Source organism: Shewanella sp. MMG014 (genome assembly GCF_018100775.1).
In the GTDB taxonomy this organism is placed as follows: Bacteria; Pseudomonadota; Gammaproteobacteria; order Enterobacterales; family Shewanellaceae; genus Shewanella; species Shewanella japonica.
On sequence record NZ_JAGJDZ010000001.1, the window covers coordinates 682,211 to 707,058 of the forward strand.

The 24,848-nt window shown below is 40.5% G+C and carries 19 protein-coding genes; 13 read left to right on the forward strand and 6 right to left on the reverse strand.

The window, feature by feature from the left end; translation table 11 throughout:
- The first annotated feature begins 33 nt into the window (after nucleotides 1-33).
- Entirely contained in the window at nucleotides 34-564 is a 531-nt protein-coding gene (locus tag J8L86_RS02915) for a thioredoxin family protein (protein WP_080915139.1), read from the forward strand.
- A 57-nt stretch (nucleotides 565-621) separates the two neighbouring features.
- Here J8L86_RS02915 and J8L86_RS02920 read toward each other — a convergent pair whose 3' ends face one another.
- On the reverse strand, nucleotides 622-3,207 hold the full coding sequence (locus tag J8L86_RS02920) for a TonB-dependent receptor (RefSeq protein ID WP_211028599.1): 2,586 nt from the start codon (nucleotides 3,205-3,207) through the stop codon (nucleotides 622-624).
- A gap of 487 nt (nucleotides 3,208-3,694) precedes the next feature.
- Here J8L86_RS02920 and J8L86_RS02925 point away from each other — a divergent pair, with 487 nt between their 5' ends.
- Nucleotides 3,695-5,293, forward strand: coding sequence for an AMP-binding protein (locus tag J8L86_RS02925; protein ID WP_211028601.1), 1,599 nt, complete (start codon nucleotides 3,695-3,697; stop codon nucleotides 5,291-5,293).
- Nucleotides 5,294-5,492: 199 nt separating this feature from the next.
- Here J8L86_RS02925 and J8L86_RS02930 read toward each other — a convergent pair whose 3' ends face one another.
- Both J8L86_RS02930 and J8L86_RS02935 read right to left on the reverse strand, forming a co-directional pair.
- Nucleotides 5,493-7,310, reverse strand: coding sequence for an ABC transporter transmembrane domain-containing protein (locus tag J8L86_RS02930; protein WP_082972319.1), 1,818 nt, complete (start codon nucleotides 7,308-7,310; stop codon nucleotides 5,493-5,495).
- Nucleotides 7,311-7,472: 162 nt separating this feature from the next.
- Nucleotides 7,473-7,880, reverse strand: a complete 408-nt coding sequence (locus J8L86_RS02935; protein ID WP_055024338.1) for a hypothetical protein — start codon at nucleotides 7,878-7,880, stop codon at nucleotides 7,473-7,475.
- 225 nt (nucleotides 7,881-8,105) lie between these two features.
- Here J8L86_RS02935 and J8L86_RS02940 point away from each other — a divergent pair, with 225 nt between their 5' ends.
- On the forward strand, nucleotides 8,106-9,242 hold the full coding sequence (locus tag J8L86_RS02940; RefSeq protein ID WP_065108963.1) for a methyltransferase: 1,137 nt from the start codon (nucleotides 8,106-8,108) through the stop codon (nucleotides 9,240-9,242).
- 877 nt (nucleotides 9,243-10,119) lie between these two features.
- On the opposite strand, the gene J8L86_RS02945 is transcribed toward J8L86_RS02940, so the two are convergent.
- A complete protein-coding gene (locus J8L86_RS02945; RefSeq protein WP_055024341.1) occupies nucleotides 10,120-10,860 on the reverse strand; it encodes a FadR/GntR family transcriptional regulator in 741 nt (246 codons plus the stop codon).
- Nucleotides 10,861-11,195: 335 nt separating this feature from the next.
- Here J8L86_RS02945 and J8L86_RS02950 point away from each other — a divergent pair, with 335 nt between their 5' ends.
- From J8L86_RS02950 to J8L86_RS02975, 6 genes are all read left to right on the forward strand, one after another.
- Nucleotides 11,196-11,450 carry a hypothetical protein gene (locus tag J8L86_RS02950; RefSeq protein WP_211028603.1) on the forward strand — a complete coding sequence of 85 codons (255 nt, stop codon included), beginning with the start codon at nucleotides 11,196-11,198 and terminating at the stop codon, nucleotides 11,448-11,450.
- A 205-nt stretch (nucleotides 11,451-11,655) separates the two neighbouring features.
- Nucleotides 11,656-13,968 carry a polysaccharide lyase 6 family protein gene (locus J8L86_RS02955; RefSeq protein ID WP_211028604.1) on the forward strand — a complete coding sequence of 771 codons (2,313 nt, stop codon included), beginning with the start codon at nucleotides 11,656-11,658 and terminating at the stop codon, nucleotides 13,966-13,968.
- Nucleotides 13,969-13,970: 2 nt separating this feature from the next.
- Nucleotides 13,971-16,262, forward strand: a complete 2,292-nt coding sequence (locus tag J8L86_RS02960; protein WP_211028605.1) for a heparinase II/III family protein — start codon at nucleotides 13,971-13,973, stop codon at nucleotides 16,260-16,262.
- A gap of 9 nt (nucleotides 16,263-16,271) precedes the next feature.
- Nucleotides 16,272-16,619, forward strand: coding sequence for a cupin domain-containing protein (locus J8L86_RS02965; RefSeq protein WP_055024343.1), 348 nt, complete (start codon nucleotides 16,272-16,274; stop codon nucleotides 16,617-16,619).
- The gene (locus J8L86_RS02970; protein WP_055024344.1) at nucleotides 16,616-17,914 is read left to right on the forward strand and encodes an MFS transporter; all 1,299 of its coding nucleotides are present in this window, start codon (nucleotides 16,616-16,618) and stop codon (nucleotides 17,912-17,914) included. The genes J8L86_RS02965 and J8L86_RS02970 overlap by 4 nt, the downstream gene beginning before the upstream one ends.
- A 41-nt stretch (nucleotides 17,915-17,955) precedes the next feature.
- On the forward strand, nucleotides 17,956-18,894 hold the full coding sequence (locus J8L86_RS02975; RefSeq protein ID WP_211028606.1) for a sugar kinase: 939 nt from the start codon (nucleotides 17,956-17,958) through the stop codon (nucleotides 18,892-18,894).
- Between the two features lie 323 nt (nucleotides 18,895-19,217).
- Here the strand turns inward: J8L86_RS02975 and J8L86_RS02980 are convergent, their stop codons facing one another.
- Both J8L86_RS02980 and J8L86_RS02985 read right to left on the reverse strand, forming a co-directional pair.
- Nucleotides 19,218-20,084 (reverse strand): sterol desaturase family protein, encoded by an 867-nt coding sequence (locus tag J8L86_RS02980; protein ID WP_055024346.1) that lies wholly within the window; start codon nucleotides 20,082-20,084, stop codon nucleotides 19,218-19,220.
- Between the two features lie 98 nt (nucleotides 20,085-20,182).
- On the reverse strand, nucleotides 20,183-21,208 hold the full coding sequence (locus tag J8L86_RS02985) for a DUF2804 domain-containing protein (RefSeq protein WP_055024347.1): 1,026 nt from the start codon (nucleotides 21,206-21,208) through the stop codon (nucleotides 20,183-20,185).
- Nucleotides 21,209-21,438: 230 nt separating this feature from the next.
- Here J8L86_RS02985 and J8L86_RS02990 point away from each other — a divergent pair, with 230 nt between their 5' ends.
- The 4 genes from J8L86_RS02990 (at nucleotide 21,439) to J8L86_RS03005 (ending at nucleotide 24,835) form a co-directional block, all read left to right on the forward strand.
- Nucleotides 21,439-22,005 carry a YajG family lipoprotein gene (locus J8L86_RS02990; RefSeq protein ID WP_055024348.1) on the forward strand — a complete coding sequence of 189 codons (567 nt, stop codon included), beginning with the start codon at nucleotides 21,439-21,441 and terminating at the stop codon, nucleotides 22,003-22,005.
- Nucleotides 22,006-22,031: 26 nt separating this feature from the next.
- A complete protein-coding gene (locus J8L86_RS02995; protein WP_055024349.1) occupies nucleotides 22,032-22,616 on the forward strand; it encodes a peptidylprolyl isomerase in 585 nt (194 codons plus the stop codon).
- 305 nt (nucleotides 22,617-22,921) lie between these two features.
- Nucleotides 22,922-23,260: a hypothetical protein gene (locus tag J8L86_RS03000; RefSeq protein WP_055024350.1), complete on the forward strand. Its 339-nt coding sequence runs from the start codon at nucleotides 22,922-22,924 to the stop codon at nucleotides 23,258-23,260.
- 120 nt (nucleotides 23,261-23,380) lie between these two features.
- Nucleotides 23,381-24,835: an MFS transporter gene (locus J8L86_RS03005; RefSeq protein ID WP_065108959.1), complete on the forward strand. Its 1,455-nt coding sequence runs from the start codon at nucleotides 23,381-23,383 to the stop codon at nucleotides 24,833-24,835.
- The last annotated feature ends 13 nt before the right edge of the window (nucleotides 24,836-24,848 follow it).

Consider the following 24,848-nt stretch of genomic DNA (forward strand, 5'->3'; position numbering starts at 1 on the left):
TGTATTAACATGCTTTTTACTCGAGAAACCACAATGTCATTAATGCTACCAATTTTACTTGGATTATTACTTGCCGGAATTGCTCTACTCATATTTTTTAAAATTAAAGGAAAAAACATTCCTGGTATCGTAATCGTAATATTGGGCTTTATGACAATCTGTTTTACTGGGGTTTATGCTTTTTTGGAAAAAACCGAAGACTACAATGCCTATAAGCGATTGCAGTGGCAACCCCTTAACCCCGCTCAAATTATGCCATTGGTTGAGCAAGGCTACACCGTATTTGTCGATGTGGATGCTGACTGGTGTCTTCCTTGCCGCACCAATAAAGCCAATGTGACCCATCGTGAAATCGTGGTAAACGCACTAGAGGCAGATAACCTTATTTTGATGAAAGGTAACTGGAGTCAACCTAATAAAATGATTGAGGATTACGTTGGTAAAGAAGGTGGAATAGGAACGCCTTTTAACAAAGTCTATGGACCATCACACCCTCAAGGTATCTTATTACCTGTAGAGTTAACCATAAACGCCGTGTTTCAGGCGTTAGAAGCAGCTAAATAATCTCCACGCAAAAAAAAGACTGCCTAGGCAGTCTTTTATGTACGACGTTAACGTGATTTAGAAAATATAGCTTAACTTACCGTAGTAATAGCCACCATTGTAATCAAATGGGCCACTTTCATAATACACTGCACCTAGCACGCCTTGAGTACCATCTTTTAACTCTTGCGCTTCTTGGTCAAACAAGTTGTTGGCTCCAACAGAAAGCGTTAATTGATCAAACATGGTGTAACTGACTTCTAAGTCAACAGTAACAGCCGAGTCTGCCGTTTCAGAGCCCCAATCTGAGGTATCATCCGCATGGGTTGCATAGTATTCACCAAAGTAATTACCACGCAATGACACACTGATATCATCCCAGGTTTGCCCCCAAGTCAATGTTGCACGGTGAGCCGGAATGCCATCTTCTAAGCGGCGAACTTTACCTTCATCAGTCGTCTCAGGATCGAATTTATCAACACTCGTGTCAGTCCAGCCATACGCTAAGCTGAACATCGTATCACCCGACATTAACTCAGTTTCGTAAGAGCCGACAATATCGATACCTTGCGTCGTGGTATCAAAGTCATTGGTATAATAAGTCACCGCAGAGATGAGCTCAGGGAACTCAACACCTGCATCTCTTAAATCATCATAATCTTCTGGTTCTACTGCAATTTGACTTGACTGAGCAATACGGCCTGTCACCTCAATATTGTAGTAATCAACAGTTAAGAAGAAGTCGTCATACTCAAATACAGTACCAATGGCATAGTTAATTGACTCTTCAGGCTCTAATACTTCACCACCATAAAATGCTGCTAACGGATCGGTTGGAGGCGCGATAAAGGTTTGAATTAAATCACCGTTAACAATCGATGTCTGAGTATTCACGACATTTTCTTGACCAACAGTTGGTGCTCTAAAGCCTGTGCTGTGCGATGCACGCATAGACCAGTAATCTGTGAAAGAGTACTGGGTCGAAATTTTATAGTTTAGTGTATCGCCAAAGGTTGAGAAATCTTCGTAACGAAGTGCAACCCCTAACAACCAGTCATCAGTTAAATACGCTTCAACATCAGCGTAAATACCAATATTACTACGGTCATTTTTACCTGCAGCTTCTGGTCCAAACCCTTTAAAGCCATGAGAACCAATATTGAAGCCTTGATCAGCATAAGGACCAGCTATCCAAGATGCTTCTTCGCCTTGAGTAATTTCAAAAGACTCTTCTCGCCACTCAAAACCCGTTGCAAAACTAATATCTTCAATTGAACCTATGGTAAAGTAACGTGAAAAATCGAGATTTACCGTTGTTTCAACTTGTTCGTAAGCACCTGTATCAAAGTCAGTTTGTGTATCTTCAGGATTCGCAGCTAAACCAAGTGAAGGGTTTAAAGAGTTGTACAAGCTAAAACTAGATTTATTCGAACCTGTGCCAGCACTGGCGTCATACATCCACTCGCCAAATTCCCCTTCAATACCAGCAAAGAAAGACATGTCTTCAATGGTTCCGGCAAATTGCGGAGTATAACCCCCTGGACGCACTTGGTTCATAGAGAAACAATTAGCATCAGCAACCATTGCTTGATATGCCGCAGTGTCTAAAACGTTGCCATCTGAACCATCAGCATTTTTCGGGATTGGCACTGGAGCACAGGTTGATTGGTCGCCGTTAACAGCCCCCACTAATAAGTTTTCACCGCCATCAACTGAGTAAACGTTGCCACGGTTATGTGGGTTACGATAATAAAATCCACCAATTGCTTCACGAGAAGACACATTACCAAATGCATAAATACGATGGTTATCATTTAAGTCAAAACCCGCATTAACAAAAACGGTGTAATCATCATTAATTTCTGGGTTACCCCAAACTTGAGCAGGATCATTAACGTAAGTATTGCCTTGTGCGATTAAATTACCAGCATCAGGACGCTGCACACTGCGACTGGTGGCATCTGCGGTTTTATACTGCGCACTAATATTAACAAAGCCAGCATCGGTCAAAGGTAACCCAATGTTGCCATCGATAGTCGTTGTCGCGCCATCACCTTCATAGTACTCGCCTTGACTGATACTGATTGAACCGCCTTCAGCACTATCTTTTAGTTGGAAATTCATCACACCAGCAATAGCGTCAGAACCGTATTGTGCCGCAGCACCATCACGTAATACTTCAACTTGCTTAAGCGCAATACTTGGGATGACAGAAATATCCGGTCCTTGAGCACCATCGTTAATACCACCACCTTGGAAAGCAATAACAGAAGCACGGTGACGACGCTTACCATTAACAAGGATCAGGGTACTGTCAGAAGGAAGACCACGTAAATTGACTGGGCGAACAAGTGTGGCGGCATCACTAATAGGTTGGGCACGCGAGTTAAAAGAAGGCACTGATGTCACCAGCATATCAATCATATCAGTTGAGCCATTTTTTCTCAGGTCATCACTACTGATAATATCTACTGGCACGGGTGATTCACCAACAGAGCGAGGCGCCGCTCGGCTACCTACTACGGCAATTTTTTCAACATTTTCGGCGACTTCTTCATCCTCAGCCATTGCTGCTGTAGACATAGCTGAGCCTGCTAAAGCTACCGTTACAGCAAGACTTAACGAATTTAAGCCAAACTTCCTTTTCTTTAGATTAGTCATCATTTTTTGTCTCAAATTATTATATTTATGCTTGTGACGGGTAATTTAATCAGGTGTTTACAATTAAATAATCGTCTCTCCCAAAATGAAATTATTTCACTTTCATTTACATTTCTATAACAAATAAAACGTAATTGCTAACTATTTCTACTCCCACTCAAAATAATAATCGCCATAAGCAGGCTAAATCAGGATAAATAACTTAACCTCATGAAAATAACCTACAATTTTAGTTACATTAACCACAATTAAGCTTTTGCTAAAAAAGAATCCACTAATATTACTGTTGCAGTTAGTTTAAAAAACCAACAACTCGCAAATTTAAAAGCTCGATCAACCAACAAGTTAATAGAGTACAAACTCTAGATTAATTAATAAGATAGATGAAGATTGACTATTTTCAGTAGACCTTTTAATGTAATTCAACCAATCTAAACAAGTGTTTGATTTTCTCGAATAACAATAAATCATGAATAAAAGGGACAGTCTCATGGCGTATGACGCAGAATCACAGCTCAACTTAGATCAATACCACTCTCTAGTCGATTTAATCGAAAAGACCTGTCAGCAGTACGGAAATAACATTGCTTATGCGTGTTTAGGAAAGAACACCACATTTAAAGAAATCGAGTCCGCCTCACGACATTTTGCTGCGTATCTACAAAATCACACTGATTTAACTGCTGGGGACAGCATTGCTATTCAATTGCCCAATATTACCCAGTTTGTCATTGCCGCATACGGAGCCATGCGAGCAGGGTTGGTTATCGTCAATACAAACCCACTTTATACAGAGCGTGAATTGATCCACCAATTTAATGATTCAGGCGCTAAAGCCTTGGTTGTGCTTTCTGATTTGCTACCCACGCTCAATAATGTCGTCTCAAATACAGGTATTTCATTAGTCATTAGTACCCACGCCTTGGATTTAATTTCGCCTCAACCGCAAATAGATACCCCATTCAATAAAATTGAATTTAATCAAATGCTACTTGAAGGTGAGCAATCCACTTTCACTGCAGTTTACCCAAAACAAACAGATCTAGCCGCACTGCAATACACAGGTGGCACCACTGGCTTATCAAAAGGAGCCATGTTAAGTCATCGCAATATGCTAGCTAACTCGGCTCAAGTAAAATCTAGAATTGCCAGCACGATGACACCGGGTAAAGACGTTTTCGTTGCGCCATTACCGATATATCACATCTATGCCTTTATGGTGAATCTAGTACTCTATTTCGAATCAGGAAGTTGCTCAGTTTTAATCCCAAATCCAAGAGATATCCCAGGGTTAATTAAGACCATGAGTAGCTACCCTTTCACTGGCTTTGCAGGACTTAACACGTTATTTGTTGGTTTATGCCACCAACCAGATTTTCAAGCACTAGACTTTAGCCGACTCACCATTACTATCTCTGGCGGAACGGCGCTCACAAGTGCTGCAGCAAACATATGGCAAAAAACCACAGGTTGTATGATTTCAGAAGGTTATGGTTTATCAGAGACTTCACCTGTCGTGAGTTTAAATGCTCCTGGTTATCAACAATTAGGCACGATTGGTAAACCCGTTCTCGAAACGCAGGTAAAAATTCTCGATATCAATGATAATGAAGTCCCGCTAGGTGAAGCAGGAGAGCTTGCAGTAAAAGGCCCGCAAGTCATGCAAGGCTACTGGAATAAACCGCAAGAAACGGCCAATGTCATGACCGAAGATGGATATTTCAAAACCGGTGACATTGCAGTTGCAACGCCTGATGGTTTTCATAAAATTGTCGATCGCAAAAAAGATATGATCATTGTGTCAGGATTTAATGTTTATCCTAACGAAGTTGAGGATGCATTATCGCAGCACGAATTAATCCTTGAATGTGCTGTCGTTGGGGTCAGTGATGATAAATCTGGTGAGGCAGTTAAAGCGGTAATCGTTTTAAAAGAGCCAACATCTGATGATGCAGCCACAAAACAGCTCATTTCAGACTATTGTCGCAGCCAATTAACCGCCTATAAAATTCCAAGGTTAATTGAATTTACCGAGCAACTACCTAAAAGTACCGTTGGTAAAATTCTTAGACGAGAACTCAGAAAATAACACTTATTGATAAACAGCCCACGACAATGAGTAAAGTGGGCTGCTTATCTGTTCGTTAGATCATCAACACTCAAGGCATGCATACCCAAGGTTTAAGCACTCAAGGTTTAAGTAATTAGCCTACAAATATTCAAAACATGGTTTGAAATAGCTGGTCACTCATATCTCGCTCTTTAAACCTAGCGCTTTCACCAAATCCTTATATTGATGTGTCAGTCAGTAACTGCAAACTAGCAAACTCTTTATAGGTCTCACTCGATTGCATAAGCTCTTGATGTGAACCAATCGCCACCACTTGACCCTTTTCTAACACAATAATCCTATCAGCATTGATCACTGTCGCTAATCGATGGGCAATAATTAACGTCGTTCTACCTTGCATCAAATTATCTAAGCCTTGCTTAACTTTTACTTCGCTAACAGCATCAAGCGCACTCGTGGCTTCATCAAGTAATAGGATTGGTCTGTCAGCAAGAATAGCTCTAGCAATGGCAATACGCTGCTTTTGTCCGCCAGACAACTTAACCCCACGTTCCCCTAAATACGTATCATAGCCATCCGACAACTCTTTAATGAACTCATGGGCTTTTGCTGTTACACAGGCGTTTATCACCTCTTCTTTTGTTGCATCAGCTCGCCCGTAGCGGACATTTTCAAAGACATTAGTGGCAAAAATAACTGACTCTTGCGGCACTAAGGCATATTGCTCCCTTAGCTGCTGCAAAGTGACTTCAGCCACATCCACTCCGTCTAAAAGCACTTTGCCTGATTTAGGTTGATAAAATCGCAGTAATAGTTCAAATAAGGTGCTTTTACCTGCGCCACTCTCACCAACTAATGCCACTCTTTCACCCGCTTTGATCTCAAGATTAATTCCCTTAATCACATCTTCATTACTACTTGGGTAAGCAAACCTTAACGACTCAAGTGACAAACTGCCATTGATTGCAGCAGGCAAAGACTTAGGCGCTTTAACCTCAGGGATATCAATAGGGGTATTGACCAGCTCAATTAGTCGTTCAGCTGCACCTGAAGCTCGTTGTATTTCACTAAAAACTTCACTAATTGTGGCCACAGAGCCCGCCGCCATAACAGCGTAAAACATAAATGCAGATAGTTCTCCAGCGGTAATATTTTGCAACATGACATCTTGAGCGCCCACCCAAAGCACGACAGCAATTGCAGCAATACTTAAAAACATCACCGACGAAATTAATATCGAACGATATAAAATACGAGTTTGAGCAACAGACATCACCGCTTCAACCTGTTGATTAAATACATTGCGGTCTTGTTGCTCGTGACCATAAGCTTGCACTGTGTGTATCTCATGCAAGGTCTCATCAATATTAGCGCCTAAATCGCCAACTTTATCTTGGCTCTTACGCGAGTACTCACGCACTTTTTTACCCAGTAATATCACAGGTACAAACACTAAAGGCACAGCAAGCAGTACAAGGCCAGTCAGCTTTAAGCTGGTAATTGCCATCATCACTAAGGCACCAGTAACCGTAACTGATGAGCGAAATGCCATCGATAAACTACTACCAACCACGCTTTGCAATAAGGTACTGTCAGCGGTAAAACGAGAGATCACTTCACCCGTTCTTTGCTCCGCAAAAAAAGCAGGGGATAAATTAAGTAAATGGTTATAGACCTTGAGACGAATATCCGCAATCACACGCTCGCCGAGCCAAGTCATCAAATAAAAACGACAAAATACCGCTGTGCCGCTGATAGCTGTGATGCCCAAAATAAACAAAACAATCTCGTTGAGTCGTTCAGCATTATCTGCAACAAAGCCTTCATCGACCATCATTTTGACCCCTTGGCCAAGAGACAACCAAGCAAAAGAGCCAATAAAAAGAAAAGTAATAGCGGCAACCACTTTTAGTTTATGGGGCTTTAAAAATCCCATAATCCAAGGAAAAACGGCATATTGAGTGGCGGGTTCAGGTTTGATGTTGGTGATATCACTTGTTGAGGTAGAGTTCAAAATAAATACCCATAAACACATAAGGGCATCAATAGTATCAACAAACAACGAATAAAATGAAGGAATAACAATAACAATAACAATAACAAGTTAATGCATGAAGTCAGTTTGGCTGTATGGTCAAAAAAGTGGTTACAGTGATACGAGTAACCACATTGAACAAAGAATGAGTTGAGCGCCAACTTACTCTTTTATATTGGTATCAATTGACTTTAGTGAGCGCAAAAAGATCCCTAAACCACCCACACTTAATACCAGAATCACAATTAAATCGAATGCACTCATATGGCTAAAGCGGAAGTTAATAGAACTTATCACACCAAATATTAAACCGACTAATGAACCAAAGGTTAAGATCCAACCCAATATATTCTTCGCATTATAAAACATTAGCCCAATACCAAACATGAAGGGGATCATAATCATCCCACTCGTTAGATTCATGCCACCAACACTGTATAAGCTATGACTAAAACCAAAAGAACTGGTAACTTTTATTGCTTTTAGCAACATGTAAAAGCCGCCACACATCATGATTAAGCCGATAAAAAACGAACCAATTCCACCTGATGTACCACCTGCACCGTTCATACAACTCCTTTGTAGAAAAACGTAATCTTGTGTTCGATGTTACTGTCAGCGATCTACAATAGCAATATTGTTTCATCTGTAATCGATGGCGCATTTTTCAATACATTCAATATTTAGTGCAACAGCATCCTTTGCAGGCTTGCCTCACACTCTACCCTCGCACATTGACAGCTTATCTGCGATAATTGCCGGCTATTTCATGATGGTTGCTTTAGGTAAAAAATAATGACGGTTAGTGAGTTTTCTTGTGCAGGTATTGAATTAGCGTTATTTCGCTACCCTAAGCAGCAAGAGTCAAATCTGCAAGCTTGGGATGCCGCAGATGAGCACTTAATAAAACACCTTGTTGAAACCGCACATATTCCAGCTAATACAGCTATTTTGAATGACAATTTCGGCGCACTTCAATGCGGCCTCACTCGTTTAGACAACACCTGGCCGTTGTGGATTGAAACTGATGCTAAAACCAGTTTACTTGGCGCAGAGTACAACCTCAGCGCTAATGAGTTGGCACCAACGAACATCACCCGCCTTAATAGCCGAGAGCAACTGCCTAATGACATTAAATTGGTCATTGTTAAACTGCCTAAAAATCTGACTTATTTTACTCAGCAATTACAACGTTTATCGCAAGTATTAGCTAAGGGCACTCAAATTCTAATTAGTGCTAAAGCAAAGAATATTAATAAATCATTACTTGGCCTCATTGAACAAAATTTAGGCCCAGCTTCTGCAAGTTTAACGTGGAAAAAAACACGTATCATTACCTGTACTGCTGACGGGATAAAGCGATCATTACTTAAAGAAGTCTCTTGGCCAGTTAAAGAGTTTAATTTAACCATCAATAACTTCAGTAATGTATTTGCTGCCAACAAACTCGATATCGGCGCACGTATTATGCTAGATAATATGCCAGAAGGCGCCTTTAAAACCATCATCGATTTAGGATGTGGAAATGGCATTTTAGGTTTACGTGCGGCACAACTGTACCCACAAGCGCATATCCATTTTGTCGATGATTCTGAAATGGCTATTGCATCAAGTCAGTACAACTGGCAAGCAAACGGACTCAATCATGATCAAGGACATTTTCATTGGGATGACTGTTTAACCCACTTAGATGAAAACGTCAGTGCCGACTTAGTCTTATGTAATCCGCCTTTTCACCAAGGAGAAGCCATTACCGATCATATTGCTTGGCAAATGTTTCTTGATGCCAAAAGACGATTAGCGACAGGCGGTATTTTACATGTTGTTGGCAACCGTCATTTGTCCTACCACATTAAACTAAAACGTATTTTTAAAAATTGCACTACCGTTGCATCAAATGGCAAGTTTGTCATTTTACAAGCTACTAAATAGACGAAAGTTAATCTCATCGATTAATTTTCGTCAACATGGCTATTTCAACGATACTTTTCCAAGATTAACAGACTAACTGGCAAGTTTAATGGGCATTCGAGTTATTCAAAACAAGGTCCAATGGATTTGGTAATGGGATATTCTCGCAGCGAGATGTCAGTTTTCTCGCTACGAATTAGTGAAGAGTAAACATGCCGAAATAGACTAACTGCTAAAGCTTGTCTTATTCATGCTGACATAAAATCTAGTGGTATAACTATTAACGCCCTCGCTAGATCACATCATAACCAGCCATAAACAACCAGTAGTAGCACAAACCAATGATGACTCTCCCTCAAATGGCCGCGAAACTCAACGAACTATCAACCCGTAATCTGTCAATATTCACCACAACAATTAATTGGTAATAACAAGTAAAACAAATTGGTTGACAATTGATTTTATTAAAAGATATTATTGGTTTTAAAGCGTGCGCCAAGTCACACTTACAAGGGCCTCCAGCGTTTACAAATTTAGAACATTTATATAATTCAATGAACTTAAACGCAGATAAAACAGCTGTTAAAGCTTTACCAACTAAGCCTTTAAGCATAAAAAGTATGACTTTATGGAATAAAAACTGGTTCAACAACGCCTATGTTAATTGTTTAAAACATCTATTTTATTAGTTTAACCAGGTTGTGCGCTCCAGATCCCCCCCCTCGTTTGGAGCGAAAAAAAAGGCCTCTCATATCGAGAGGCCTTTTTACTAATATTGGCAGAATCATCTTAGTTCAATACAAATAAGATACTGTTTATAAAATAAAAAGCCTTCTCGTTAAAGAAGGCTTTTAATCTGTTAGTGAAAGCGACTGCGCTTTTACTCACTAGGGACTAATTAACCCAATCGGTTAACCAAATTATCAATCGAGTATAAATCACGTTTTTCGCTGTTCTTACGACGGACTTCTTCAAGTGCTTGAGCTTCAACAGTATCGAATAACACATTGATTAATCTATTAAAGTGCTTATGCATTGCTAAACGTGCTTCTGATGCATCGTTTGCAGCTAACGCTTTATAAATGGAAGTATGCTCATCAAGTGTTTTCTTATTATCTTTACTACAAACACTGTCGTAATCAGTAATTATTTTTTGGCTTGATGCACGCAATGCCCATAGGTTTTGAAATGACTTAATCAATGCGCCGTTACGAGTCGCATTGGCAATTATTTGATGGAACATTTCATCAGCCTCTTCGACATAAGACTTATTTTCCATCATTATCAATGTTTTATTTAACTCAACCAATTCTTCTTCAGTGATAGTATTGGCAGCTAACGCAGCAATTTCACCTTCTACTAAGGCGCGAGCTTGAGTTAATTCAAATGCATTAATCTTGTTTGCAGGGTTATTGGTCGCAACAGATTGTAATACATACACGCCCGAGCCTGTTTTAACTTCAATTTTTTCGCGCACTTCCAGTGCAATAATTGCTTCACGAATGGTGGGTCTGCTGACATCAAACTTTTCAGCTAACTCTCTTTCTGGCGGTAAGCGACTACCTGGTGCATATTCGCCGTTAGCAATAGACGCTTCAATCTCTTCAACGATGCGCCAAAACATACGCCTATTCTTCATGTCTGGTCCTTCAATAGTTAAAACCAATTAGATTTAGTTATTACTTACCATCATATCTATTTACTAAGTCAACGCAAATCCTATTTGAAATTTTTATTGTACTTGAACGATTTTCGCACTAGCTTAAGTCTAGTTAATATTTTGTTATTGGCAATAACAAAAATAAAAACAATTTACATAATTGGTAACACAAAGTGGTTGACAAAACACCTTACCATTGGTTAGTTTCTACTCAGACACAAAGTTGTATTTAAAATAGCGTGGTATTTAAAGATCGTGTTTAAAGGATTGTGTTCACATTTTGATTAAACAATATGTAATCTGGGGAGATTAACGTGAAACTCAATAAAATCAATAATGCACTGAGATTAAGCAGAAGGCATTTTCAGCCAATATCTGCACTCTACAGTTCAGCACTATTAGCCTTTATCGCATCACCAGCTTTCGCACGAGGTGAAGTTGACGCTGTTAAAGTCACAACGCCAAATGCGCAAGTATCAGAACAAGAAGCAGATAATAAAAATGACAGCCCTGATATGGAAGTCATTAAAGTAAGCGGACTTCGCGGCACAATGAGCCGAAAATCATAACACGTGGTAATGACACCACAGTTGCTGATTATTCTCGCTCAGGCTCTAAGTATTTCCTTGGTGCAAAAGTTAAGTTTTAACCTCAAGTAAAACTTAGTCGTACAGCTCCTATCTCGATGATTGAGATAGGAGTTTATTTCCAAGGTAAAGATTGAACAAAGTAATCAAACGACCTAGCGCTAATAAATATAAAAAGAGAGTCATTATGAGTTTTCAAAGCAAGTCGACAAATAACCCAATAAACAATGACAAGTTGTTCTCACTTTCGTTAAAGTCCGCGTTTATGCTGAGTTTAGTGTTTTCTTCAAGCTATATTCAAGCCGCTTCCTATACCGTAAGCACGCCTGATGAATTTAAAGACACAGTAAAAAAGCTGGTCGCTGGAGATAACATTATTCTTGCTAACGGTACTTGGCAGGATTTTGAAATTAAGTTTAAAGGCCAAGGTACAAAAGAAGCCCCTATTTCACTAACGGCAGAGACTAAAGGGAAAGTTATCCTTTCTGGTCAATCAAACTTAAAAATGTCAGGTGAATATTTACATGTATCTGGCTTAGTTTTTAAATCAGGTTTCACCCCAAGCAATGAAGTCATTGCATTTAGAACCAGTAAAAACGATCTCGCAAATAACTCTCGCGTTTCTGAAGTCGTGATTGATAATTACAGCAACCCAGATAGACATGAGTCTGATTACTGGGTGTCTTTATATGGCAAAAACAACCGTTTTGACCACAACCATTTAGTTGGAAAGCGCAATAAAGGTGTGACATTAGCCGTCAGATTAAATACCGAAGCCAGCCAAGAAAATCACCATAAAATTGATCACAACTACTTTGGTCCAAGACCGATTCTTGGGTCAAATGGCGGAGAAACATTGCGCATTGGCACCAGCCATTATTCGATGAGCGATTCTTTTACCGTTGTTGAAAATAACTATTTCGACCGTTGTGATGGTGAAGTAGAAATCATCTCAATTAAGTCTGCTAATAATAAAGTTAGCAATAATACATTTTTTGAATCACGCGGAACCCTTACCTTACGACATGGCAATGGTAACCTCATCGACAGTAATGTGTTTTTGGGTAATGGCGTAGACCACACAGGCGGCATTCGTATTATTAACCGTGACCAAACCATTACTAATAACTATTTAGAAGGTCTTAAAGGTTACCGATTCGGAAGCGGCTTTACGATTATGAATGGTGTACCTAACTCACCCATTAATCGTTATCACCAAGTCGTTAATGCTAACGTTCACCATAATAGCTTTATCGATGTCGACCACATTCATTTAGCTGCAGGTAGCGATCAAGAACGCTCAGCAGTACCAAAAGATTCTTCTGTCTCTGAAAATCTATTTGTTAATAATAATCAACAAGCTCCCTTCTCTATTTTTGACGATATTTCGGGAATTTCATTTTCAAACAATATCTCTAATGAACTATCGAATAACGAGATTGAACAAGGGATTAAGCCAACTGAAATTAAATTAACCCGCGAGAAAAATGGCTTACTTTACCCAACGTCAGGTAATGACAACATTGGCGCTCCTAAAAGCCTTTCTCCAACGTTAAAGTCGCAAACAGGTGTTAACTGGTACCCAAAAACAGAGCCAGAAACCGCATTTGATTCAGGAAAAACGCATACTGTTGCTAATGCAGAAGCCTTTATTAATCAAGTGAAGTCAGCAGCAGATGGTGATGTCATTTTATTAAAAGCAGGTCAGTATCATGTTGAGAAAATTCTTGAACTTGATAAAACACTCACCATTAAATCAGCGCAAACAGAAAAGCCCACCATCACCTTTAGTCGCCCAACTTTATTTGAAATTCAAAACGGTGGTAGCTTAAAGCTTGATAGTGTAAAAATTAGTGGTGCCAACAGCTTAGACTCTGCAGGCAACACCGTTGTTAGAACCAGCAAATGGGGCATGTTAACCAACTACCGCTTCAGCATGTTTAACAGTGATATCGAGCAGCTTAATATTAACCATTCGTTCCACTTTTTTGACTCTGGAGCACGCGCGTTTGCAAATAACATCGAGATAATCAACAACAACTTTAATCTCATTACCGGTGATATTTTTAGACTCAATAAAGAAACTGACGACTTAGGTATTTATAACGCTGAATATCTGACTATCAATAACAATCACTTCAACCAAATTGAAGGCGCTATTGTGAAGTTGTATCGAGGTGGCACCGATGAAAGCACCTTTGGCCCACACCTAAGCTTTAAAAATAACGACGTTAAACAAGTCGGCAATGGAAAACGCAATAAAACCCATGCAAGTTTGTTCCTCCATGGCGCTCAAGTTGCTGACATCAATAAAAATCAATTTGTAGATAGTGCGTACGTCAACATTGAACACACCACTGGTGAGCCCATTACTAAGGTCACTCACAATCAGTTTACCAATACCGCCAAGCCTAAAGTCACAGAGTTATATGCAATTGGTAAAACCACTGCATTAATCGCTGATAACACGGTTAACCACACTAACAATAAAGCGCAGTAATTATGATTTCTTTATCGATAGCCTTAATCAAACAATCAGCTTTAGTAAAAAGCATACGACGTTCTGGTGTATTTGCTTTCTCAGTCACTTTGTTAGTGTCTGTGAGCGCCTTATTATCACCAGTGCATGCATCACAATCGACACATCCGAACTTAGTTGTAAACCAGCAAGATGTGTTAACTATGCGTGCAGCAATTAAACAACCAGGTTCATTTAAACAAGCATTTGAAGCTCAAAAAGCTCAAGTCGATAGCTTATTAACACAACCGATTTTAGTGCCTGTTCCTGTCGATGCAGGCGGGGGTTATACGCACGAACGCCACAAGAAAAACTATCAACAAATGTACGACGCTGGCATGATGTATCAGCTGACTCAACAACAAAAATACGCTGATTATGTGCGTGATATGTTACTTGAGTATGCCAAACTATACCCAAGCCTTCCTTTACATCCAAAGCGTAAGTCACGCAACGAAGGTAAGTTATTTTGGCAAGGGTTGAATGAAGCGGTATGGCTTGTTTATACCATCCAAGCGTATGACTTTATCGTAAGTTCGCTTGATGACACTCAGCGAAAAACCATTGAAACTGGCATTCTTCTTCCAGTGGCAGACTTCTTGTCAGTGCAATCACCCCATACCTTCAATAAGGTTCATAATCATGGTACTTGGGCGACTGCTGCTGTGGGGATGACAGGCTTTGTGTTAGATAAGCCTGAGTTAGTAGAAACAGCACTGCTTGATCTTGAAAAATCTGGCAAAGGCGGTTTTTTACGTCAACTAGATGAGTTGTTCTCACCAGATGGCTATTACAATGAAGGGCCATATTATCAACGCTATGCCTTACTACCTTTCGTTACCTTTGCAAAAGCCATCGAGCAAAATCAACCTGAACGCAAGATTTTTGAGTACCGCAATAATATTTTACTCAAAGCTATCTACAGCACAGTTGAATTAAGCTACAACCGTTTATTCTTTCCGTTAAATGATGCAATTAAGAGTAAAGGCATAGATACCACTGAACTTGTGATTGCGGTCAGCATTGCTTACGGCTTAACAGCTAATAATGATTTAGTTGATATTGCAAAACAACAAAACAGAATCTTACTCACTGGAGATGGCCTTAAATTAGCGCAAGCAATCGATGCGAATAAGCCAAGCCACTATCCTTTTAATTCACGTGAATTCCTTGATGGTAAAAATGGTGATGAAGGTGCATTAATTGTAATGCGTCAGCACACCCCGACTGTTCAGGCAATCGTATTCAAAGCAACAGCTCAAGGCTTAGGTCACGGTCATTTTGATAAGCTTACATGGCAATTTTATGATGCAGGCGAAGAAATTGTCTCAGATTATGGCGCTGCTAGATTCTTAAATATTGAAGCTAAAGCCGGTGGACGTTACCTACCTGAAAATAAGACATGGGCAAAACAAACCGTTGCGCACAACACCTTAGTTGTCGACGAGACCAGTCATTTTAAAGGTGATGTAAAAGTGGGTAATAAAAATCACCCTATCGTCGACTTCTATCATCATGATGACAAATTAACGCTAGCATCTGCTCATATCGATACCGCTTATGATGACGTCAATATAAGCCGAACCATGGCATTGGTTTCTGTCAAAGTTGATGACAAAGACACGCCACTTGTCTTTGATATCGTCGAGGTTAATAGCAACAACTCACATCAATATGATCTGCCATTACACTACCAAGGGCAACTAATCGACAGCAACTTTGCTCGTCAAGCTGCAACGGAAAAGTTAACCCCATTGGGTAAGCAAGCGGGTTATCAACACCTGTGGCTTAAAGCGAATGCGACGCCTAAAAAAGGGTTAGCAAAAGTCACTTGGTTAAACGACAACGGTCTGTTTTATACCCATAGCAGTATCGTTGATGGTAATACTGACGTGTTATTTACTCAGCTAGGTGCCAATGACCCTGACTTTAACCTACGTAATGAGCATAGCTTTATTCAACGTACCAATAGCAAGCAACATCGTTTTGTGAGCGTATTGGAGCCCCATGGCGAATATAACCCATCGGCTGAATACACCCTTAATGCCACCAGCAATTTAGAGACCCTAACTTATGAACGTCAAGGTGATCTCAGCATTATCGGGTTTAGCGTTCTCAGTAATCAAGGTAGTACAGCTTTTGTACTTGCCATAAACCACCAAACCAAGAATAGCTTGGACAACAACAAAGATAACAACACAACCCAGCGCTTTTCTTATCTAGGCAAAACATACAGTTTTGACACTAGATACCAGTTAATACAAATTTCGCAGTAGGAGTTAACAATGAAACAGAGTGAACACTTTTCATTTGGCAATGAAACGGAAATCGAAGATATCGGTGGCGGTCTTAAACGCCAAATGCTTGGCTTTAACCATGAGTTAATGGCCGTCAAAATTTGGTTCGAGAAAGGTGCTATTGGTTATAACCACGCCCATCGTCATTCTCAAGTGACTTATGTTGTTGAAGGGGAATTTCACTTCAATATCGATGGTGTCACTAAAATCCTAAGAGCTGGAGACAGTTGTTTCATTCCGCCCCATGCAGACCATGGGGCAACCTGCCCAACTGGCGGTATTTTAATTGATACTTTCAGTCCTGCTCGAGAAGATTTTGTAGAGGGGTTAGCATGAAAATCAACAACCTTCGTTGGTGGGTAATTTTATTGATCGCCATTGCGACAATTATTAACTACATTGACCGTTCTGCACTTAGCGTACTGTGGCCTGATATTGTGGAAGACATCTTCCCTGATGAGTCTGCCCTAGAACGTAAACAGATTTACGCCAATATCTCTATTGTGTTCATTTTATCTTATGCCTTTGGTCAAGCCATATTCGGCAAAATTTTTGACTGGGTCGGTACACGCCTAGGGTTTGTTCTATCAATTGGTGTTTGGTCGATTGCGACTGCGTTACATGCATTCGCTCAAGGCGCATTAAGTTTCAGTTTTTTCCGCGCCATACTTGGTGTTGCAGAAGCAGGTAACTGGCCTGGAGCGGCTAAAAGTAACGCTGATTGGTTCCCAGCTAAAGAACGTGCCTTAGCACAAGGTATCTTCAATTCTGGTGCAGCGATTGGCGGTATTATTTCTATTCCACTCATTGCTTACATGACAGTTTACTTTAGCTGGCAAATGATTTTTGTGGTTATCGGTCTAGTCGGTCTATTGTGGCTTATTCCATGGATTATCTTAGTTAAAGCACCACCTAAGTCTCACCCTTGGATCACCGAAGCAGAACGTGAATATATTCTTACAGGTCAAAAAGTAACTGACGATTCAGGTGAATGCGACCAAGAAGAATATAACCCAACAACAGGTCAACTGTTAAAGCACAAACAAAGCTGGGGCGTGATCATTGCCTCTGCTGCAATCGATCCTATTTGGTGGTTATTTGTATTCTGGATCCCGATTTACCTCAACGAAGTTTACGGTATGGATGTTAAATCTATCGGTATTTACGGTTGGGTTCCATATGTAGGTGCAATGCTGGGAGCTTGGTTTGGTGGTTTGCTAGCGCAAAATCGCATAAAAGCGGGTTGGAATATTAACAAGACCCGTAAACTGACGATCACTTTAGGTTGTTTAATCATGCTCCCAGCACTCATTAGCATGGCGAGTCCTGGTGGCCCAACAACTGCGGTAATCATTATGGCGGTGATCTTATTTGGCTTCCAAACAGCTATTGGTAATGTGCAAACGCTACCTAGTGACTTATTCGGTAAAAAAGCCGTTGGTTCACTAGCAGGTTTCTCTGGCATGGCTGCTAAATTAGGTGCATTAGGTTTAACAGCGTTAGTGCCATACCTCACTGCAGACGGTAACTACACACCAGCGTTTGTTATTGGCGCGTCATTAGCTGTTATTGCCATTGTTGCTGTTTGGGTGTTGATTCCTAAAATTGAGCCTGTCAAAAAGCCTCAATAACTTAGCAATATTTTTTAATCCTTGTGAATAAGGCTCCGTAAATGAAAAACATGTTTTTACTTGGCGAATGTATGATTGAGTTGATGACAACCTCATCAAACACCATGAAGCAATCATTCGCTGGTGATGTTTTTAACACGGCTGTTTACCTAAAGCGCACGTTTACAGATGTGAACGTGCAATTGGTCACAGCGGTAGGTAAAGACCCATTCAGCCTTAATATGATTCAGTATTTTAAAGATGAGAACATTGGTACGGATTTAGTGTTTACATCGGACACAAAGATCCCTGGTTTATATTCGATACAGTTGGATGAATATGGTGAGCGTAGCTTTACTTATTGGCGTGAAAATGCTGCAGCCCGTCAAGTTATGCAGCATATTCAGTCTGAACAAATAGCGCAATTGTCTGCTGGTGATATGTTTTTCTTTTCAGGCATTTCATTAGCTGTTGTAGAGCCTCAGGCCAGAAATGATTTCTGGTCTATGGTGAAACAATTAAAAGCATCCGGTGTGCAAATCGTGTTTGATCCAAATTATCGACCTCGATTATGGCAAAGCCCGAACGAAGCCAAAGCGCAATTTGAGCTGGCATTTCATGCCGCCGATACTCTGCTACCGGGTATTGACGATTTTGAACAGCTTTACGCCATAAATAACGCTGCTGACATGATAGGTTTTTTAGCCCCATTCGGCATTGACGAGCTCATCATTAAAAATGGCCCTGAATCTGTCGTTGCATTATTTAACCAATCTGAGCCAGTTGAATTTAAGGTAAAACCTGTCACGAATGTGGTGGATACCACCTCCGCTGGTGACTCGTTTAACGGTGTGTATTTAGGGGCAAGAATGAATGGTATTGCGGTATTAGATGCCGTTGACCTCGCCTCTAAATCGGCTGCATTTGTTATTCAGCATAAAGGTGCAATCGTAGACAAGGTCGAGTTTAATCAGTTTAGCAAGACATTATCTCTATCGTAAAAAACATTTGTCCTCGTGTTGATGAGTCGCCGATTAACTACTCATTGCTCAGCGGTTCAATTAATGCAGGCTAATGAATTAGCTAAAGATAATTTAAGCTGGGGCTGTACCCAAAGAGCCCTTTTTTATTTGGCTCAACCTACTTTATTGGTATCCACTCCCTTTCAGGTATCAATAATGTAGGTTAGGCCATTTCCTATCTCGCCCCTAACCTGATCAATAAAGCTTCAGTTGCCACAATCACCCAAATCCCCAATCTAAGAAGTGCATAAGCGCATATCATTGAAAGAGTATCTAGCGACAGGAATTAGCAGCTTATGTGCTTACTTCTTTGTAGACGTTTCTTGTTGTGGCGGCGAGAATAACACCGACAAGCGCTGCTTAATCGATAAGTCAGGCTGACTGACATCTTTGAACATATCTCGCCATTCAGCAAAGCTAACCACTATCGGATTCATGCTATTTACCGGTTTTGTAATCCCATAAATAACCGTCGCTTTTTCAGGCTCAAAGGTACCAAATAACTTATCCCATATGATCAACACCCCAGCATAGTTCTTATCGATATACTCTGGGTTTTGACCATGGTGAACTCTGTGATGGGAAGGCGTGTTAAAAATCCACTCAATTGGTCCAAGCGTCTTCACCGCTTGGGTGTGCACAAAAAACTGTAACCCTAAGTTCAGTAATACCACAAACACCACCCAATTAGGTTCAAAACCAATCACTATCAAGGGTAGCCAGAATAACCACATTCCAGCCAATGGATACATTAAGCTCTGCCTGAAGGCTGTACTAAAATTCATATTTTCAGAGCTGTGATGCACCACATGTGCGGCCCACATCCAACGGATCCGATGACTTGCACGATGAAACCAGTAGTAAAAGAAGTCTTGTAACACCATCAATAAGAGGAAACTGAGTACCCCCATCTCAATATCAAATAACTTCCAACCAAAAAAGTATAAATACACTTTCGCGATTAACAGGCCAGCAAGAATGTCAGTCAATTGATGCATGCCAGCTAAGCAAACATTACACCAGACCTCCGCTTTTTGATAACGAGCAGAAAGCGGTAATTTGTGGCGTAAATCCCCTAAAAACCACTCCAATAAAATGCAAATAAAGAACACAGGCGCAAGTACTAAAAGTAGTGCTTCGGGGTGATCGATAATTGAATTCAAATCCATTGAATGTCCATCCTAGTTATTATTATTTTAAACTTATTTTTTGATGTTAGTTTCTTGATGTTAGTTTCTGAACCCTGCATGTCGTTATTAAACAAGGCCTACCATTTAGCAAAATGATCTTCTGTCAGCCCAAGCTGATTTCGTAAAACATGTTTACGGTTATTATTATCAATAATATGGCCACTAAAATAACCAATGTACTGTCTGAAGTTACTTTTCAAAAAGCCAAAATTGCGTTTTTCACTACGACAATTTAACGCCCTAAAGGTCAAATCCACTTGGTTATCAGCGGTGCTAAGTTGCCAATAGTCGTCACTTACATGTCGATTAAAATCAAACTTAACCGCAGGCAATAAATGTCGCTCGCCATTTATCCAAAGCACATTTTCCGTTGCACCTGTTTCATTTACGCCAGCAGCAAGATTAAGTCCAAGCACACCGTGCTCAACCTGCGCATTGATTGACGCCCAGCGCCAGCTCGTTTCACGGCGCATATACCCCGCAGAGAAGTCATAGCCGCCAAGTGCGTATTGTAAAGGCTGTGGCTCATGCTTAATGGTTAAGCTGCCTTTAACTTTTAAGCCATTGTGTTTTTGGGTGTACGTCCAGCCGTTATACCCCGTTGGGGTACATAAGCTCATAGGTAAACTCAGCACAGGCGGCTCTAACGTTAACTCGGCCTGAATATCGTCAGTTTGAATACTGAGTTGCCATACGCCTTCTTTGATGGAAAAAACAATAGGACCTTGTTTGTGCTTAATACGGGCTTTACCTTGCAAAGGAGAGCGCGAAACCGACATTCCCCATGACAGTGGTTTTAAGGCTTGAGTTTCAGTTAAGCGGTTTTTTTCAATATCATACAAATAACAAAAACTACTACCAACATAGCGGATATCAGCTATAGCAACACCAATGATATATCGAGGCGTGGTGATATTGATAAATTGAAACTGTTTATAATCAAAGTACTTTGCCCACCAAGAGCAAGGCTTATCCATTTCATTGAAATAGTGAAACTGTTTAATGCTTAGATCTGATACCGCACCATCAAAATGACCAAATATAGGTTGTCCTTCAGCATTCATTAGCTTGTCAGGTGCAAGTTGTAAGTGATTCATTGACATACTTATTCCGTGTGTTATCTCTGTATGTGGTTTATTACGCTTGCGCACTAATTACTCTAACGTGAACAAATTAACAGTTGAAGTCAAATAGCGTGAGTTTGCGAATAAGATTCTTACCGCTCAAATCCTCAATATAGATATCAGGTTACGCTAATTAACTCGTGTAATTAGGCTGGATTGGTGCTTAAAATCTGTTATTCTGAGCCCACCATTTTTTATTATTTTTAGTTATGAAATCATTGTCATTAGTGCTTTGCTCCGCCCTATTTTTAACCGCTTGCGCCAGTCATACTCCCACTCATATTGCACTAAACCCCAATGTGCCTGTATCAGAGTATAAAATTGATCGCTTTGATTCTGTTGCAGTCAGCACCATTGACGTTCGTAAAGCTAACTTTATTGTGAGATTTAACAAAGAAGGCGAAGCTGCAAAATTGGTCAGCCCAAGTGAACCTATTAGGCAACAGCTTGATGACGTATTTAAAAAGGCAATGAGAAATGCTGGTTATCAAGTCGACCCAGCGGCCAGCCATACCGCACAATTCCAATTAGACTATCTACTTACAGATGTCACAGAGTCAACATTCGGTTTTGAAGCAAAAACAGCACTAACTATCAATGTTGTCGCAAAAAACGAGAACCAAGAATTCACTAAGATTTACAACGCAAGAGGTATGTTAAAAGGCCCATTTAGCCCTGACTTTGCCACGCTTGAATTAGACATGAACAAACTCATTGATGAGTTAACCACTAAAATCATAAACGATGCAGAACTGCATCAGTTTTTACAACAATAACACGCCCCCCGAATAAGGAAGATCTCATGCTAAAGTGGATTGCTGCCAGCATTTTGTTACTGACATCCATGGTGAGCCAAGCCGCCATTGATATTCAACCTAACACGCTTTACCCACAAGTCGAGTTTGATACCACTATGGGTAAAATCGTCGTTGAATTGGATCGCACCCGTGCCCCGCTCACTGTCGACAACTTCCTTACTTATGTCGTTAAAGGTGAATACGACAATACGATTTTTCACCGTATTATCGCTGATTTTGTTGTTCAAGGTGGCGGCCTGAGCCCTGAGCTTGAAGAACGTGAATCTATGGACCCGCTATTTAACGAATCAGGAAACGGGTTATCAAACAGTATGGGCACGATTGCCATGGCTCGTGATAATGATCCGCATTCTGCGACCCGTCAGTTTTACTTTAATGTAGGTGACAATAAAAACCTTAACCCTTCAAAACGCCGTTGGGGATATGCGGTATTTGGCGAAGTCATTGAAGGGATGGCAGTTTTAGAAGCTATGTCTTATGTGCCGACTGGCCATAACGATGAATTAAACTGGCCTGATTTTCCTATCAAAGAAATCAAACTGAATAAAGCGACACTACTGAAAAAATAAAAAAGGGCCATAATTACCACTTTTTATTAAATCATTTTTTCAACAACAGCTGGAGTGAAACATTGATTTTACTCCAGTTTTTTTAGCCTGTTATCTTTGGTTTACAAATTATTCCAGAACAAAACACTGAATTTTCGATGACAATGTAAATTCGAGTAAATATTCAACAATCCTGACTATACTTACCTAACCTATTCACTGTTTTACTCCCGTGTTTTGATTTCCGTGTGACAACACAAGCTCACACTCTTGTATTCATTTATCAGATTTTGTTCATGGATTGTATTTAAAAAAGGATGTCATCAATGACCCCAAATGACTTCATAGAAACAAAGGCGCCGCAGCTTGCCTATTATGGGAAAGCATTTTTAAATAACCAATTAGAGCACAGCGAAATTAAGCTCTACATGTGGGACGTACTCGAAGAGTGGCAATCTATTGCCGATAGCCCGACTTTCGAACCCCAAACTCCTACCGACACAGAAAAAGTATTTTGGCATCTTCTCCATTGTTTTGACCAATGGCCCGCGATTGTAATTAGAGGTAATCAATTCTTACGTCAACAAGTCGATGATTGCTGCGATTACATTAATATAGGTGGCACAATGCCATCAGGTTGTATCGGTTTACGGCCGACAAATTAACCAAAAGTTTCCCTTTGTTATCCCTGTTTTTATAATAGGTTAAATTTCCAATCAGAATGGCTTGAACCAATGAGCAGCGCAGCATAAGCTAGAGCCATTCTCCTTCAATCAGTTGCCTTAATGTCAGAACTGTTATCTCGTACCCGTGAAGCCTTATCTGTTTATTATCACAAACGTGTCCTTGCAATGTTATTGCTTGGGTTTTCTGCAGGCTTGCCTCTCATGCTGGTGTTTTCCACTCTTAGCTTTTGGCTTAGAGAAGCCGGTGTTGACCGTGCGGCTATCGGTTATTTTAGCTGGATAGCCCTCACCTATGCCTTTAAGTGGGCTTGGTCACCATTGGTTGACCGAATGGCACTGCCAGTATTTACCCGATTATTTGGGCGGCGACGAGGTTGGATGATCTTTGCCCAACTTGGTCTTGTAGCTGCGATATTAGGTATGGCACAAAGCGATCCCCTCGTTGATTTAGAACAGCTAGCCATTTTTGCTCTCATTCTGGCTTTTGCCTCTGCCACTCAAGATATTGTGATTGATGCCTTTCGAATAGAATCTGCACCTCAAGACATGCAAGCGGCATTAGCTGCTGCATACCAAGTGGGTTATCGCGGCGCAATGATAGTGGCCACAGCTGGCGCATTAACTATCGCCGCATGGGTTGACCCAGGTAACACTGACTATAATTTAGAGGCTTGGCAAACCGCTTACTTTGTCATGGCAATGCTCATGTCAGTGGGGCTCATTACCACCTTATTCTGTAAGGAGCCCCAAGTTGATACTAAAGATGCTGATGAGAACGAACGCCAATTAAAGCAAAAATTTGCTCAAAAATACCCGACTAAAATGGCAAGTGCTATGGCCTGGTTATACAGTGCAAGCGTGTTGCCATTTGTCGACTTTTTCAAGCGCTACGGTAAAAGTGCCATCCTGATTTTATTACTGATTTCTTGTTATCGGATCTCAGATATTGTGATGGGAATTATGGCAAATGTGTTTTACGTCGATATGGGCTTTAGCAAAGAAGAAATTGCGTTTTTAAGTAAAGTATATGGATTAATCATGACGTTACTCGGTGCTGGTGCGGGCGGCATTTTAATTATGCGTTATGGCACGATGAAGATTTTGTTTGTCGGTGCTTTACTTGTTGCAGTCACCAACCTACTGTTTGCTTGGCAGGCGTATATTGGTTACAACGTGCCATTTTTAACCTTTGCCATTTCGGTAGACAACTTTAGTGCAGGGATTGCAACTGCCGCCTTTATTGCTTACCTATCCAGCTTAACTAGCAGCGGATACAGTGCCAGCCAATATGCATTACTGTCGTCAATTATGCTGCTATTCCCTAAGTTTATTGCAGGGTTTTCTGGGGTATATGTAAACGCATTTGGCTACGTTAACTTCTTTATTGCTGCCAGTTTAATTGGCTTCCCCGTGTTATTGATGATTAGCTTATTACAGCGCTACCCTCCCCCCTGCCAACAGGCTGATAAGCAAACAGCATCAGCAAACCCTGATGCAAATAGCGCTAACGAAAAAAGCGCTGACGTAAACAGTGATGCCAATAAACTCACTTAGCAGAGTTAACAGA

Excerpts from the sequence above, each read along its gene's own strand:
- J8L86_RS02915 (WP_080915139.1), top strand. The coding sequence starts at position 34 with ATGTCATTAATGCTACCAATTTTACTTGGATTATTACTTGCCGGAATT.
- J8L86_RS02920 (WP_211028599.1), bottom strand. The coding sequence starts at position 3,207 with ATGATGACTAATCTAAAGAAAAGGAAGTTTGGCTTAAATTCGTTAAGT.
- J8L86_RS02925 (WP_211028601.1), top strand. The coding sequence starts at position 3,695 with ATGGCGTATGACGCAGAATCACAGCTCAACTTAGATCAATACCACTCT.
- J8L86_RS02930 (WP_082972319.1), bottom strand. The coding sequence starts at position 7,310 with ATGTGTTTATGGGTATTTATTTTGAACTCTACCTCAACAAGTGATATC.
- J8L86_RS02935 (WP_055024338.1), bottom strand. The coding sequence starts at position 7,880 with ATGAACGGTGCAGGTGGTACATCAGGTGGAATTGGTTCGTTTTTTATC.
- J8L86_RS02940 (WP_065108963.1), top strand. The coding sequence starts at position 8,106 with ATGACGGTTAGTGAGTTTTCTTGTGCAGGTATTGAATTAGCGTTATTT.
- J8L86_RS02945 (WP_055024341.1), bottom strand. The coding sequence starts at position 10,860 with ATGAAGAATAGGCGTATGTTTTGGCGCATCGTTGAAGAGATTGAAGCG.
- J8L86_RS02955 (WP_211028604.1), top strand. The coding sequence starts at position 11,656 with ATGAGTTTTCAAAGCAAGTCGACAAATAACCCAATAAACAATGACAAG.
- J8L86_RS02960 (WP_211028605.1), top strand. The coding sequence starts at position 13,971 with ATGATTTCTTTATCGATAGCCTTAATCAAACAATCAGCTTTAGTAAAA.
- J8L86_RS02965 (WP_055024343.1), top strand. The coding sequence starts at position 16,272 with ATGAAACAGAGTGAACACTTTTCATTTGGCAATGAAACGGAAATCGAA.
- J8L86_RS02970 (WP_055024344.1), top strand. The coding sequence starts at position 16,616 with ATGAAAATCAACAACCTTCGTTGGTGGGTAATTTTATTGATCGCCATT.
- J8L86_RS02975 (WP_211028606.1), top strand. The coding sequence starts at position 17,956 with ATGAAAAACATGTTTTTACTTGGCGAATGTATGATTGAGTTGATGACA.
- J8L86_RS02980 (WP_055024346.1), bottom strand. The coding sequence starts at position 20,084 with ATGGATTTGAATTCAATTATCGATCACCCCGAAGCACTACTTTTAGTA.
- J8L86_RS02985 (WP_055024347.1), bottom strand. The coding sequence starts at position 21,208 with ATGTCAATGAATCACTTACAACTTGCACCTGACAAGCTAATGAATGCT.
- J8L86_RS02990 (WP_055024348.1), top strand. The coding sequence starts at position 21,439 with ATGAAATCATTGTCATTAGTGCTTTGCTCCGCCCTATTTTTAACCGCT.
- J8L86_RS02995 (WP_055024349.1), top strand. The coding sequence starts at position 22,032 with ATGCTAAAGTGGATTGCTGCCAGCATTTTGTTACTGACATCCATGGTG.
- J8L86_RS03000 (WP_055024350.1), top strand. The coding sequence starts at position 22,922 with ATGACCCCAAATGACTTCATAGAAACAAAGGCGCCGCAGCTTGCCTAT.
- J8L86_RS03005 (WP_065108959.1), top strand. The coding sequence starts at position 23,381 with ATGTCAGAACTGTTATCTCGTACCCGTGAAGCCTTATCTGTTTATTAT.